The organism is Variovorax sp. JS1663 (assembly GCF_002157355.1).
GTDB lineage: Bacteria > Pseudomonadota > Gammaproteobacteria > Burkholderiales > Burkholderiaceae_C > Variovorax.
On sequence record NZ_LYMK01000002.1, the window covers coordinates 63,701 to 76,958 of the forward strand.

At 70.5% G+C, this 13,258-nt stretch carries 11 protein-coding genes; 8 read left to right on the forward strand and 3 right to left on the reverse strand.

Features of this window, described 5'->3' with window-relative positions; all coding sequences use genetic code 11:
• The first annotated feature begins 24 nt into the window (after nucleotides 1-24).
• The 4 genes from epsC to A8M77_RS02530 are packed head-to-tail and all read left to right on the forward strand — an operon-like array spanning nucleotide 25 to nucleotide 4,028.
• The gene (gene epsC / locus A8M77_RS02515) at nucleotides 25-936 is read left to right on the forward strand and encodes a serine O-acetyltransferase EpsC (RefSeq protein WP_086919975.1); all 912 of its coding nucleotides are present in this window, start codon (nucleotides 25-27) and stop codon (nucleotides 934-936) included.
• Nucleotides 933-1,202: a helix-turn-helix domain-containing protein gene (locus tag A8M77_RS02520; RefSeq protein ID WP_086919976.1), complete on the forward strand. Its 270-nt coding sequence runs from the start codon at nucleotides 933-935 to the stop codon at nucleotides 1,200-1,202. Before epsC ends, A8M77_RS02520 begins: the two co-directional genes overlap by 4 nt.
• A gap of 57 nt (nucleotides 1,203-1,259) precedes the next feature.
• Complete coding sequence (locus A8M77_RS02525) at nucleotides 1,260-2,198, forward strand: family 2A encapsulin nanocompartment shell protein (RefSeq protein WP_086919977.1); 939 nt, start codon at nucleotides 1,260-1,262, stop codon at nucleotides 2,196-2,198.
• A 6-nt stretch (nucleotides 2,199-2,204) separates the two neighbouring features.
• Nucleotides 2,205-4,028: a family 2A encapsulin nanocompartment cargo protein cysteine desulfurase gene (locus A8M77_RS02530; RefSeq protein ID WP_086919978.1), complete on the forward strand. Its 1,824-nt coding sequence runs from the start codon at nucleotides 2,205-2,207 to the stop codon at nucleotides 4,026-4,028.
• Nucleotides 4,029-4,197: 169 nt separating this feature from the next.
• Here the strand turns inward: A8M77_RS02530 and A8M77_RS02535 are convergent, their stop codons facing one another.
• The 3 genes from A8M77_RS02535 to A8M77_RS02545 all read right to left on the reverse strand — a co-directional run bounded on the left by A8M77_RS02535 (nucleotide 4,198) and on the right by A8M77_RS02545 (nucleotide 8,608).
• A complete protein-coding gene (locus A8M77_RS02535; RefSeq protein WP_202820597.1) occupies nucleotides 4,198-6,564 on the reverse strand; it encodes a di-heme oxidoreductase family protein in 2,367 nt (788 codons plus the stop codon).
• A gap of 226 nt (nucleotides 6,565-6,790) precedes the next feature.
• Nucleotides 6,791-7,435 (reverse strand): winged helix-turn-helix domain-containing protein, encoded by a 645-nt coding sequence (locus A8M77_RS02540; RefSeq protein WP_158100871.1) that lies wholly within the window; start codon nucleotides 7,433-7,435, stop codon nucleotides 6,791-6,793.
• A gap of 180 nt (nucleotides 7,436-7,615) precedes the next feature.
• Complete coding sequence (locus tag A8M77_RS02545; protein WP_238136683.1) at nucleotides 7,616-8,608, reverse strand: LysR family transcriptional regulator; 993 nt, start codon at nucleotides 8,606-8,608, stop codon at nucleotides 7,616-7,618.
• A gap of 94 nt (nucleotides 8,609-8,702) precedes the next feature.
• Between A8M77_RS02545 and A8M77_RS02550 the strand changes: the two genes are divergently transcribed.
• Genes A8M77_RS02550 through A8M77_RS02565 form a run of 4 tightly spaced genes read left to right on the forward strand, consistent with a single transcriptional unit; the run spans nucleotide 8,703 to nucleotide 13,257 of the window.
• Nucleotides 8,703-9,899 carry a CaiB/BaiF CoA transferase family protein gene (locus A8M77_RS02550; protein ID WP_086919981.1) on the forward strand — a complete coding sequence of 399 codons (1,197 nt, stop codon included), beginning with the start codon at nucleotides 8,703-8,705 and terminating at the stop codon, nucleotides 9,897-9,899.
• A 23-nt stretch (nucleotides 9,900-9,922) separates the two neighbouring features.
• Entirely contained in the window at nucleotides 9,923-11,155 is a 1,233-nt protein-coding gene (locus tag A8M77_RS02555; RefSeq protein ID WP_086919982.1) for an acyl-CoA dehydrogenase family protein, read from the forward strand.
• On the forward strand, nucleotides 11,148-12,242 hold the full coding sequence (locus A8M77_RS02560; RefSeq protein WP_086919983.1) for an NAD(P)H-dependent flavin oxidoreductase: 1,095 nt from the start codon (nucleotides 11,148-11,150) through the stop codon (nucleotides 12,240-12,242). Before A8M77_RS02555 ends, A8M77_RS02560 begins: the two co-directional genes overlap by 8 nt.
• Before the next feature lie 19 nt (nucleotides 12,243-12,261).
• Entirely contained in the window at nucleotides 12,262-13,257 is a 996-nt protein-coding gene (locus A8M77_RS02565) for a Bug family tripartite tricarboxylate transporter substrate binding protein (protein WP_086919984.1), read from the forward strand.
• The last annotated feature ends 1 nt before the right edge of the window (nucleotide 13,258 follow it).

A 13,258-nucleotide genomic window follows, 5' to 3' on the forward strand; every position in this document is an offset into this window, starting at 1 on the left:
AAGACGGTTTCGAGGAGGTTTCCCATGGCTCATGTCGAGGTGGGCGAGGTCGTGCGCGCGCTGCGCGGTGCCCGCGACGAATGGCGCGACCGCCAGAAGCGATCGCGCGAGCTGGGCCCGCGCGAGTTTCCTTCGCGGGAGGCGCTGGCCGGCATCATCGAATCGCTCAAAGGCGCGCTGTTCCCGATGCGGCTCGGGCCGCAGGACCTGCGCCATGAGAACGAGGACTTCTACGTCGGCCACACGCTCGACGCGGCGCTGCAGGGCCTGCTGGCGCAGGCGCGGCTGGAGCTGAACTTCAGCGCCCGCCATGCGTCGCCGGCCGCGCAGGACATCGAGGAGCGGGCCATGCAGGCGGTGCGCGCATTCGCGGTCGCGCTGCCTGCGCTGCGCCGGCTGCTCGACACCGACGTGCTCGCCGCCTACCAGGGCGACCCGGCGGCGCGCAGCGTCGACGAGGTGCTGCTGTGCTACCCCGGCGTGCTGGCGATGATCCATCACCGGCTGGCCCACAAGCTCTACATGCTGGAGCTGCCGCTCCTGGCGCGCATCGTGGCCGAGCTCGCGCATTCGCAGACCGGCATCGACATCCATCCGGGCGCGCAGATCGGTCCGGGCTTCTTCATCGACCACGGCACCGGCGTCGTCATCGGCGAGACGGCGGTGATCGGGCAGGGCGTGCGGCTCTACCAGGCCGTCACGCTCGGCGCCAAGCGCTTTCCCACCGATGCCGAGGGCCATCTGCAGAAGGGCCTGCCGCGGCATCCGGTGGTGCAGGACGAGGTGGTCATCTATGCCGGCGCCACCATCCTCGGCCGCGTCACCCTGGGCAAGGGCGCGACCATCGGCGGCAACGTCTGGGTGACCGACGACGTGGCCCCCGGCGCCAGCGTCACGCAGGCCAGCCTGCAGAAGGCGCCGGGAGGGGTGGCATGAAGGCCTTCGTCCAGGACTTCGGCGTGGTGGTGCGCCAGCTGCGCGAGGCGCAGGGCTGGTCGCAGGAGCGGCTGGCCGAGCGCTCGGACCTCAACCGCTCCTACGTCGGCGAGATCGAGCGCGGCAGCGTGATCGCTTCGATCGTGACGGCGCAGAAGCTCGCCAGCTCGCTGGGCATCCACAGCGCGGCGCTGTTCGCGCACTGCGAGGCGCTGGAGCGCACGCGGCTGGCCCGACGCATCAACTTGGCGGCTATAGCCTGTTGAACGAAGGGGTGCCGGCCAGGACACTGGCGGGCGTTTTCTGACCACGGAGTTCCCTCTATGACCGCAACAGTCGGTGGCACCCATGCTCTCGGCGACAACGCCGCGCGGCAGCTTGCAAACGCCACCAAGACCGTCCCCCAGCTCGACACCATCAGCCCGCGCTGGCTCACCCATCTGCTGCAATGGGTGCCGGTGGAGGCGGGCATCTACCGCCTCAACAAGGTGAAGAACCCGGAAGCGATCAAGGTCACCTGCACCGCCAAGGAGGAGGAGAACCAGCTGCCGCGCACCTTCGTCGACTACGAGGACCAACCGCGCGAGTACTTCCTCAACGCGGTGAGCACGGTGCTGGACGTGCACACCCGCATCTCCGACCTCTACAGCAGCCCGCACGACCAGATCAAGGAGCAACTGCGCCTGACGATCGAGACGATCAAGGAGAACCAGGAGAGCGAGCTCATCAACAACCCCGACTACGGCCTGTTGGCGCAGGTGAGCGAGGAGCAGCGCATCTTCCCGCTGACAGGCGCGCCCACGCCCGACGACCTCGATGAGTTGCTGACCAAGGTGTGGAAGGAGCCGGCCTTCTTCCTCACGCACCCGTTGGCCATCGCCGCCTTCGGCCGCGAGGCCACGCGCCGCGGCACGCCACCGCCCACCGTGAGCCTGTTCGGCTCGCAGTTCATCACCTGGCGCGGCATCCCGCTGATCCCCTCGAACAAGGTGCCGGTGGCCGACGGCAAGAGCAAGATCCTGCTCCTGCGCGTGGGCGACAAGCGCCAGGGCGTGGTGGGCCTGTTCCAGCCGGGACTGCCCGGCGAGCAGAGCCCGGGGCTGTCGGTGCGCTTCATGGGCATCAACAACCATGCGATCGCCTCCTACCTGATCTCGCTGTACTGCTCGCTCGCGGTGCTGACCACCGATGCGCTGGCGGTGCTCGACGACGTCGAGGTCGGCAAGTACCACGACTACTCGGTCCTGGACACCTACAAGTAAGACGCGGTGAGCACCTCGCTTCCTTCGCCGGGCCCCGGTTTCGAGGCGCCCTTCGATCCCGCCGTGCTGGCGCGGATGGCCTCGGCCATGTTCGCGGCGTTGCCCGGGAATGCCGCGCCGGGCGTGCAGGCGCCGGTCAACATCGCGCCGCCGGGTTCGCCGCTGGCCAGCCCGGGCGGCTTCGGCCCCGGCGTGCCGGGCACGCCCGTTCCGCAGGGGCTGGTGCCCGGCGCCAACCTGCTGCCGGCGTCACCGACGCCGCTGGCCTCGCTGGCGCACCGCGCGCCGGCGCTGCTGCCGCATGCCACCGCGGCCAACGGGCTGCCCGACAACGTGGTCAGCACCGTGCCGGCCTACGAGCCACGCTTCGGCAGCGGAGTACTGGGCGTGCCTGATCCGCTCGACGCGCTGGCCGCCGAGCCCTTCGCGCAGGCCGAACCGCCGCGCGCGGCGGCGCCGGCCGGCACGGGCGTGCCGCAGACCGTGCCCTCGGCCGAGCCGAAGTTCTACTTCGTCGACGCGGTGGTGCTGCCCAGCGGCTACGTCACGCCGGCCAAGCCCGCGCCGCACGGCACGGCGCCGCCGGCCGGAAAGGACCGCCACCCGGCCTTCGACGTGCACGCGGTGCGGCGCGATTTCCCCGTGCTGCAGGAGCGCGTCAACGGCCGGCAGCTGGTGTGGTTCGACAACGCTGCGACCACGCACAAGCCGCGCGCGGTGATCGACCGCATCTCGTACTTCTACGAGCACGAGAACTCCAACATCCACCGCGCCGCGCACGAGCTCGCGGCGCGCGCCACCGACGCCTATGAGGGCGCGCGCGAGCGCGCACGGGCCTTCATCAACGCGCCCGAGGTGGAGGAGGTGATCTTCGTGCGCGGCACCACCGAGGCCATCAACCTCGTGGCCAAGAGCTGGGGCTGGCAGCACGTGGGCGAGGGCGACGAGATCGTCGTCTCGCACCTGGAGCACCATGCCAACATCGTGCCCTGGCAGCAGCTTGCGGCCGCCAGGGGCGCGAAGCTGCGGGTGATCCCGGTGGACGACAGCGGCCAGGTGCTGCTCGACGAGTACCAGAAGCTGCTCAGCGACCGCACGAAAATCGTCGCGGTGACGCAGGTGTCGAACGCGCTGGGCACCGTGGTGCCGGTCAAGCAGATCGTCGAGCTCGCGCACCGCGCGGGTGCCAGGGCGCTGGTCGACGGCGCGCAGTCGGTCTCGCACATGCGCGTGGACGTGCAGGACATCGGCGCGGACTTCTTCGTCTTCTCCGGCCACAAGGTGTTCGGCCCGACCGGCATCGGCGTGCTCTGGGGCAGGCGCGACGTGCTCGAGGACATGCCTCCGTGGCAGGGCGGCGGCAACATGATCGCCGACGTGACCTTCGAGAAGACGGTGTTCCAGCCGATCCCCAACAAGTTCGAGGCCGGCACCGGCAACATCGCCGACGCGGTGGGCCTGGGCGCGGCGATCGACTACGTGAACCGCATCGGCATCGAGAACATCGCGCGCTACGAGCATGCGCTGCTGTGCCACGGCATGCAGGCGCTGGCTGCGATCCCCGGCGTGCGCCTGGTCGGCACCGCGGCTGACAAGGCCAGCGTGATGTCCTTTGTTCTGGCCGGCTACAGCACCGAGGAAGTGGGGCAGGCCCTCAACGAGGAGGGCATCGCGGTGCGCACCGGCCACCATTGCGCGCAGCCCATCCTGCGGCGCTTCGGGCTGGAGACCACGGTGCGGCCCTCGCTGGCCTTCTACAACACCTTCGACGAGATCGACCGCCTGGTGGCGGTGGTGCGCGGGCTGGCCGGCAAGCGGCGCGCGGGCTGAGCGGGCGCGCGGCGCCGCGCGGCGCACATCAGAACGGCAACCGGAGGTAGTGCGCGCCGAGCGTCGTCATCTCCGTCATCTGCGCCATCTGCTTGTCCGCCGTGTCGATCTGTGCACTGCCGTCCCCGTTGTGCCAGTTGGCGAATTCGGTGACTCTCGGCGGCAGACATCACAGGGAGCTCAGGAAGGCGATCACGGCTGCCCGATCGTCCCTGGACATTGCTTCGAACCGGGTGCGGCTCGCGGCGGCCTCGCCGCCGTGCCACAGGATCGCTTCCATCAGCGTGCGCGCACGGCCATCGTGCAGCAAGCGTACGTTCTGCTCGCTGCCCTGCACGTACTTGAGCGAACCCAGCCCCCACAGCGGCGCCGTGCGCCACATGCTGGCCGCCGCCTTGCCTTCGGCCAGCGTGTCGGCGAGGCCCGGACCCATGTCATGCAACAGCAGGTTCGTGTAGGGGCGGATGGTCTGGTTGCGCAGCTCGGCGAAGGGATGCGCGCTGCCCGTCCTCAGCTGCGGGGTGTGGCAGGCCACGCATTGCGCCTGCGCGAACAACGCGCTGCCGCGGACGATCTGGCCGGGGTTCACGTCGTGCTCGGGCGAGACGCGCGTGTCGTTCGGGAATCCGCTGCGCAGGCTGCGCTGCGCCGGGACGGCCAGCAGCGAAAGGTAGTCCGTCAGCCGGCTCAGCTCGGCTTCGGAGATCGCGGTGGCGCCGGTCGCGTTGCGGCAGTCGGGATCCAGGCGCTGGCAGCCGCGCGAGGGGAACACCGGGCTGGTGACGCCGATGTCCTTGAGCAGCGCGTCGCCGATCTGCTGGCGCATCGTGGCCTTGGCGGCCTTCCAGCCGAAACGCCCCAGATGGACTTTGCCGTTCTCGGGATTGGTGATCCAGTTCGGGACACCCTTCACCCCGTCGCCATCGCGGTCGGCGGGGTCGGCCAGCGCGAGGATGGTGGCCTCGTCGACCGCCTCGATCAGCCCCATGCCCACGATCTGCGATGCCTGGCGCACGGAGAACTGCGCCGGCACCGGCCCCTTGAAGGCATAGACGGGCTTCTGCAGCTCGACCGTCTCGCCGTCGGGCAAGGTGCGCACCGAGGTCTGGTAAGACGCCACGCTCACCGACAGGTCCGTCGCGCCGGCGTCGCGGCTGCGTTGCTGCACGTTCGCGCCGTAGGTTCCATCAGGCAGGGGATTGGCACCGGTGGAGCCGGCGGCGCCGGTGAGCACGGCCATCGTGTCCAGGCGGGCGCCGATCCCGGGCATGGCACTGCGGCCGTTGAGCGTGTGGCATGCGATGCAGCGCTCCTGGTTGAAGCGCGGGCCGAGCTGACCCACGTGCGCGGCGAACACCGGGTTGTCGTCGGGATGCTCGGAGTGCTTGCCGTCCAGGAACGAAGTGTGGAACAGGCGCCGGCCCTGCACGAAGCGCTTGCTGTTGACGATGCCGATGTTGTTGGCCATCTGCTGGAAGACGCGCATCGGCTCTTCCGAGTAGTTGTACGACAGGCTCGTCGCTCCGCCCAGCAGCGTCGCTTCGGGCAGCGGGGCCGAATTCAGCCGCGGTGCCACGCCGTACCACGGCACCAGGCCCTGGCCGACGACGTAGAGTTGTTCGAAGGAGTAGTAGCGGCTGCCGGCGCCGTCGACCACGGCCTTGCCCCGCAGGCTGTCGGGCACCGGCTCGCCTGCATGCATGCCGTCGCCATAGCGCTCCATGCGCTGGGCTGGCGACAGCTCGATCACGTCGCCCATCTTGAGCGCGCGGTGCGGCTGGCCCTTGGGCACGTCCCAGTAGGAGTCGAAGCTGATCTTGCAGTCGCGGCTGCCCGCCGTGCAGATCGGCTTGCCGCCCCGGTTGGGGTTGTCGAAGCCCGTGTTGAGCGCCCAGCCGAAGTCGCGCACGCCTTCGTCGTTGCTGTTGCGAAAGAGGCTGAACGTCGTGCCGTCGAAGGTGCCGTCATTGACGATCAGGATCATCTCGATGAGTTGCTTTCCCGCGGGAACGTGGTCGCGGATTTCGATGCCGTAGGTGCGGTTCTGGAAGTAGGCCGACGGGAAGGTGAGATAGCGGCCGGGCCCCTGGTCGGCCGCGGTCCACGGCTCGCCTCGCTCGCGGGCATGACGCTCGGTGGGCCGCATGCCCATCAGCGTGACGAGCGTGCCGTCCGGCTCGCGGTACTGGATCTGTTCGGTGACCGGCGTGCTCGCGGCGAACAACGGATAGAAGCTGGTCACACCCAGGCTCGCGTCCACCGTCACGGGCTGTGTCGGCGGCAGGGAGGGTGAAGGCGGCACGGGATTCGGCGCGTCCACGTGGGTGCCGATGTTCTCCGGCTCCGGCGCGTTGTCCCCGGGCGATGCAGAAGGCGGGGCTCCTGCAGCGGGCGGCGGCGTGAACACCCCGGCGGCGGATCCGGAACCCGATCCGCCGCCGCAGCTGGTCAGCATGGCCGTTGCGACGAGCAGGCCCGCCAGGGTGGCTGTCGCGGGCGATGGCAGTCTTCCGGGGTCGACGTTTTTCTTGGCCAAGAAGGTTCTCCTTGTATTTCGTTTGGCGCACGTGTTCCCGAACTTCTTCAGGAAAGTTCATGGGGGTTTTGTCGACGAAAGAGGCAGCCTTCATGCCAAAACGGCGTTGGCGTGAAATGCGTCACGGTGTGACACAAGTTGTCAGCCGTCTGACGCTCAACGACAGCCGTGCATGTCACTCAGCGTCACCGGGCACGTCGCGCGCGAACCGGTCGCACGCCATCCATCAGCACGCGAGCCGGTAGCCCTTGCCGTACACCGTCTCGATGCGCAGCGCGTCGCCGTCTGGCGGCACGACGCGCTCGAACTTTCTTCTCAACTCGTAGGCGTGCTGCTTCACCGCGCGCTCCGCGCTGTCGTCGACGCGGCCGCACAGCGCCTGGCACAGCTGCTCGGTTGCCACCAACTGGTTGCACTGCTCGAACAGGAGACGCGCGAGCGTGAGCTCGCGCGAAGTCAGGCGCACCTGCCGACCCTGCGTGCGCAAGTCGCCGTGCGTCAAGGCGAGCGTGTAGGCGCCGACCCTCAACGTGCTCTGTTGCGACGCGCGCAGCTTGACGCTGACGCGCGCGATGGCGCGCTGGACCAGGTGGTTGGACGCCTGCTCGCAGCTGATCGCATAGTCGTCGGCACCCTGGAGCAGGGCGCGCGAGATGTTGGCCGCTCCGCCTGCGCCGACCACGATGAGCGCGGTCTGCGCCGCGAGGTGCGGCTGCAGCTTTGGCAGGCGCTCATCGACGCGCGGCGCCGCGTCGTCCACCAGAACCGCGGCGAACGGTTGTGCGGCCTGTGCAGCGATGAGCGCGCCGGCAGCGGCGAATGGCACGGCCTCGATCCCCTGGGCGGCCAGCGAGCGCGTGATGTGGGACAACGAGCCCGGATCCGATATGAGTGTGGCAATTCTCATCTCGCCGTCACCTCGGCCGAGGTGGGTTGCGGGCGATCGAGAAACTTCTTGACTGTCTGGGGCATGGTGCTTCGATTCGGGTTCTTGCCCGAAACAAGGTGCTGCGGCATGCAAGCGCGATGCCAATGCACCCGGCTCTGCCCGCTAGCGCTCCGCCGGGTCGGCCACCGCCATCTGTGCCAGCGCCGTGGCGACCACGGCCGGTATGAGCCCGGCCAGGGCCTTGCTGGCCAGCGTGAAGGGCCGCTGCGCGCTGGTCGCCAGCAGCACGTGCTGGCGGAACATGCGCTCCGCGAGCGGCACGGCCGCGAGCGTGCCGGCGCGCAGTTCGTCGGCCACCGCGTGCCGCGGCAGCACGCTGGCGCAATCGTGCCGCGCGAGCATGCTCTTGACGATCACCGACGAGCTGCCTTCCAGCACCAGGTTCAGCGTCAGGCGGTGGCGATGGGCCACCTCGTCGAGCAGGTTGCGGATGGCGTTGGGCGGCACGGGCAGGACCAGCGGCAATCCCGACAGGCTGTGCAGGGTCGTCTGCGGCGGCAGCGCGGGTTTCGCGCCGGCCTTCCTCGGCAGCAGCGCGCGCTGCAGGAAGGGCCGGCGTCCGACGATGCACACCGGCGAATCGAAGAGGCGCCGGTAGCTGTTGCTGCCCTTGGCGCGGTAGCGGTTCAGCACCGCCAGGTCGATGCGGCCCTGGGTGAGCGCGGTCTCCATGTCGCCGCTGTAGCCCTCGATCACGCGCAGCCGGACCTCGGGGTATTGCTTCGCGACCGCGCCGTACAGCGCGGCGGCCAGGAAACCCGACACGCCGGGCACCAGGCCCAGCGTCACCAGCCCGCTGGGCGTGCCGGACAGCGCGCGGCCGGCTTGGGCCAGCTCTTCGGCCTGCGCGAGCAGGCCGTCCACGCGCGGCAGGATCTGGCGCGCCAGATCGGTGGGCTGCACGCCGCGGCCGGTTCGGTGGAAGAGGGCGCCGCCGAAGGCGCGCTCCAGCTCGCCCACCTGCCGGCTCACCGCCGACTGGGCCAGGCCGAGCGCGACGGCCGCGCGCGTCAGGCTGCCGGCCTGCGCCACCGCGGCCAGCGTGCGCAGGGCGCGCAGCGTGAGCAGGTCGGCGATGTCGCCGGTGGATGTCATTGAAGTCATCTCGAAAGCAGATAGCTGATTTCCAGATTGGACATTGGCCCGAGGAAGTCCGGCAACTAGAGTCTTCCTCAGGAGACGAAACGACATGACCGGACCTCTGACAGGCCTTCGCGTACTGGACATCGCCACGATCATCGCGGGCCCTTCCGCCGCCGCCCTCTTGGGCGACTACGGCGCCACCGTGGTGAAGGCCGAACTGCCGGGCAGCGGCGACGGCGCGCGCGACTTTCCCCCGCACAAGAACGGCAAGCCGCTGTGGTGGAAGGTGACCAACCGCGGCAAGCGGCTGATCACGCTCGACCTGCGCAAGCCCGAGGGTGCCGCGCTGCTGCTGAAGATGCTGCCGCAGTTCGACGTGCTGATCGAGAACTTTCGCCCCGGCACGCTGGACCGCTGGGGCCTGGACAAGGCGGCGCTGTGGGCGGCGCAGCCCAGCCTGGTGATCCTGCGCGCCACCGGCTTCGGCCAGACCGGCCCGTACCGCAACCGCCCCGGCTTCGCACGCGTGTTCGAGGCGATGGGCGGGCTCACCCACCTCACCGGCGAAGCCGAGGGCGAGCCCATGCATGCGGGCTATCCGGTCGCGGACAACGTGGGCGGCCTGTTCGGTGCCGTGGGTGTGCTGGCCGCCCTGTGGCGCCGTGCGCGCGATCCGAATGCGCCGGGCGAGGAGATCGACCTCTCGCTCACCGAGGCCACGCTCAAGCTGCTGGAGTTCCTGCCCATCGAGCACGACCAGCTCGGCGCGGTGCGCCAGCGCTCCGGCAACGCCAACCAGTACTCGGCGCCGGCGGCGGTCTACCGCACGGGCGACGGGCACTGGGTGTCGCTGGCGGGCAGCACCAACGCGCTCTTCGCCGCCAACTGCCGTGCCATCGGGCGGGCGGACCTGATCGCCGATCCGCGCTTCGCGAACAACAGCGCGCGGGTGGCCCATGCGGCGGAGCTCAACGGCGTCTTCGCCCAGTGGTGCGGCCGACATCCGCTGTCGGCCGTGCTGGCTGCCTTCGAGGCGTCGGGCGGCACCATCGCGCCGATCTACGGCATCGACCAGATCGAGGCCGACCCGCACCTGCGCGCGCGCCAGGCCATCTGCGACGTGCCCGATGCGGACTTCGGCCGCGTGCGCATGGCCAACGTGGTGCCGCGCTTCGCCGGCGCGCCCTGCGAGATCCGCCACAGCGGCGGCGCGCTGGGCCAGGACAACGCCGACTTCTACCGGCGCGAGCTCGCGCTGGATCCCGAGCACATCGAACGCCTGCAGACCGCGGGCGTGATCTGAAACCCCCACCCGAGGAAGAACCCATGCCCCTTCATGCCGACCCCCATCCGCTCGTGAACCTGCCGCCCGAGGAGGCGAAACTGCTGGCCCGCGTCCAGTCCCTGGTGGCCGAGAAGATCGGCCCCGACGCCGAGCGCGTGGCGCGCGAGGACGTGTTCGCCTGGGACACCTTCCGGCTGCTGTCCGCCGAGGGCATCGTCGGCACCGCCTTCCCGCGTGCCTACGGCGGCAGCGAGGCCAGCATGCTGCTGCGCGTGCGCATCATCGAGGAGCTGGCGGGCGTGTGCTCCACCGCGGCCTCGCTCATCACCGGCACCGACCTGTCCTCGCGGCCGATCGTGGCCGGCGCCAGCGAGGCGCTCCAGCGCGAGCTGATCGGCGACCTGGCGAGCGGCGCGCGCCAGTCGGCTTTCGCGCTCACCGAGCCCGGCGCGGGCAGCGACGTGGCGCGGCTGGCGGCCCGCTACGCGCCCTCCGGCAAGGGCGGCTGGGTGCTCAACGGGCGCAAGAAATTCATCACCCGCGCCAACGTGGCCGACATGTTCGTGGTGGTCGCGCGCCAGGAGGACGGCCCGGCCGGCGCGAAGGGGCTGAGCGCCTTCGTCGTGCCGCGCGATGCGAAGGGCGTCAGCGTGTCGCCGGTGATCCCCAAGCTGGGCTGGTACGGCGTGCCGATCGCGATGGTCGACTTCGAGAACGTGCAGGTGCAGGCCGGCCACCTGCTCGGCCAGGAGGGCCAGGGCATGGCCCTCGCCCAGGACACGCTGCTGCGCGCGCGCATCGGCCATGCCGCCATCGCGCTGGGGCGCGCCACCGGCGCGCTGCGCATCGCGGCGCAGTATGCGGGCCAACGCCAGGTCTTCGGCCAGGCGGTGGGCGAGCACCAGGGCATCCAGTGGATGCTGGCGGAGATGGCGGCGCAGATCGAGGCCACGCGCTGCCTGGTCTACAGCACCGCGCTGCGCTATGACGCCGGGGACAAGGATGCGTCGATCCACGCCTCCATCGCCAAGATGCATGCGACCGACCTGTGCATGAAGATCGTGGTCGACTGCCTGCAGCTGCTGGGCGGCAACGGCTACCTGAAGGCCTTCCCGCTGGAGCGTTTCATGCGCGACGCCAAGATGAACCAGATCGGCGAGGGCACGAGCGAGGTGCACAAGACATTGATCGGCCGCCACGTGCTGCGCACGGCCGGCGAGATGGCGCAGCACCCCTGCCTGGCCATGGAACCGGACCTGTGGTGCCATGGCTGAGCCGCTGACCAATGCGCTGTGTCGCCGGCTGGGCATCCGGCTGCCGGTCTTCGGGCTGGCGCATCGGGTCGAGGTGGCCGCGGCCATCTCGCGCGCCGGCGGGCTGGGCGTCTACGCTGCGGCCCGCGACGGCCCGCACGAGCTGGAGGACAAGCTGCGCCTGCTGCGCCGGCTGTGCCCCGACCACCCGGTGGGCGTGGACCTGCTGCTGCCCACCGGCCTGCCCGGGCACAACACGCGCGAAGCGGTGGCTGCCGCCGTTCCGCAGGGGCATCGCGACTTCGTGCGCACGCTGTTCGACAGGCACCAGGTGCCGCCTGCCACGCATGGCAACTTCTTCTCGCAGTACGTGCGCTCGCAGAGCCTGTTCGAGGAGCAGATGGATGCGGTGACGGCCAGCGATGTCGACGTCTTCGCCGCGGGCGTGGGCACGCCGCCGCAGGTGCTGGCGCGGGCCCGCGCGGCGGGCCAGCAGACCATCGCGCTGGTCGGCAGCGTCCGCCATGCCGGGAAGGCCATCGCCGCGGGCGCCGAGATCCTGGTGGCGCAGGGCTACGACGCGGGCGGCCACACCGGGCCGATCGGCACCTTCACGCTGGTGCCGCAGATCGTCGCCGCGGCACAGGGGCGGCCGGTGATCGCGGCCGGCGGCATCGGCACCGGCGCGCAGGTCGCGGCCGCCTTCGCGCTCGGCGCGCAGGGCGCCTGGCTCGGCACGCTGTGGCTGGGCACGCGCGAGCACGAGCTGCCCGCGGCGCTGGCGGCCAAGCTGATCGCGGCCGGCAGCGAGGACACGGTCATCACCCGTGCCCACAGCGGCAAGCCCTGCCGCGTGCTGCGCAGCGCCTTCAGCGATGCCTGGGAAGCGCCCGGCGCGCCGCAGCCGCTGGCCATGCCCTACCAGCAGGCGCTGACCGGCGAGCTGCTGGCGGCGGTGGAGGAGCACGAGATCGCGCCGCTCATGTACGAGGCGGCAGGGCAGAGCGTGGACTGGCTGCGCCGCATCGAGCCGGTCGCCGACGTGATGGAGCGCCTGGTGCGGGAGACCCGCGACGCGCTGCGATCGATGACGCCGTACATGGCATGACACGACGAGAGGAGACAGCATGCATCGACGCCACTTCCATTCCTGCGTCCTCGCCGCAATGGCGGCAGGCCTGCCCGTTCTGTCGCGCCCGGCCGGGGCCGCGGTCCCGCCCGGCCCGGGCGGCTATCCCGACAAGCCGGTGAAGATCGTGGTGCCCTATCCGGCCGGCGGCATCGTCGACGGGCTGGTGCGCACCGTCAGCGATCCGCTGTCGGCCGAGCTGCCGCAGCGCATGGTGGTCGAGAACCGCCCCGGCGCCGACGGGCGCATCGGCCTCGACGCGGTCGCCCGCGCCGCGCCGGACGGCTACACCCTGCTGGGCGCTTCGCCGCTGCTGGCGGTGGGCGAGCACCTCATTCCGGACATGAAGGGCCGGGGCAAGGAATTCAGCGGCGTGTGCGGCATCGCGGCCGCGCCCACGGTGTTCGTGGTGCACAGCAGCGTGGCGGCGCGCACGCTGAAGGAGTTCGTCGCGCTCGCGGGTGCGAAGCCCGGCGAGTTCAACGTCGCCAACCCGGGCACGGGCAGCTCGATCCACCTGGCGCAGGAGCTGTTCTTCGAGCGCACGGGCCTGAAACTGACCAACGTCAACTACAAGGGCCAGCCGCCCTCGCTGGTGGACCTGGGCTCGGGGCAGCTGCAGTTCGCCATCGTGACGCAGAACCTGGTGCTGCCACTGATCCAGTCCGGCAAGGTGCGCCCACTGGCGGTGAACGCCGCGGCGCGCACGCGCTCGCTGCCGGACGTTCCCACGGTGGCCGAGGCCGGGTTTCCCGACACGCTGGTGCAGTCCTGGTACGGCGTGGCCGCGCCCGCCAGGACGCCTGCGGCGGTCGTGGCCTGGCTCAGCCAGCAGTTCCAGCGCGGCATGGCGCAGCCGGAGGTGCGGGCCAAGCTGGCGGGCTTCGATGCCGAGGTGCTGGCGCTCGACGGCGCGCGCTTCGACGCGCTGATCGACAAGGAGCGCCAGCGCTGGGGCGAGCTGATCGCGCGACGGCGGATCCAGCTCCAGTGAC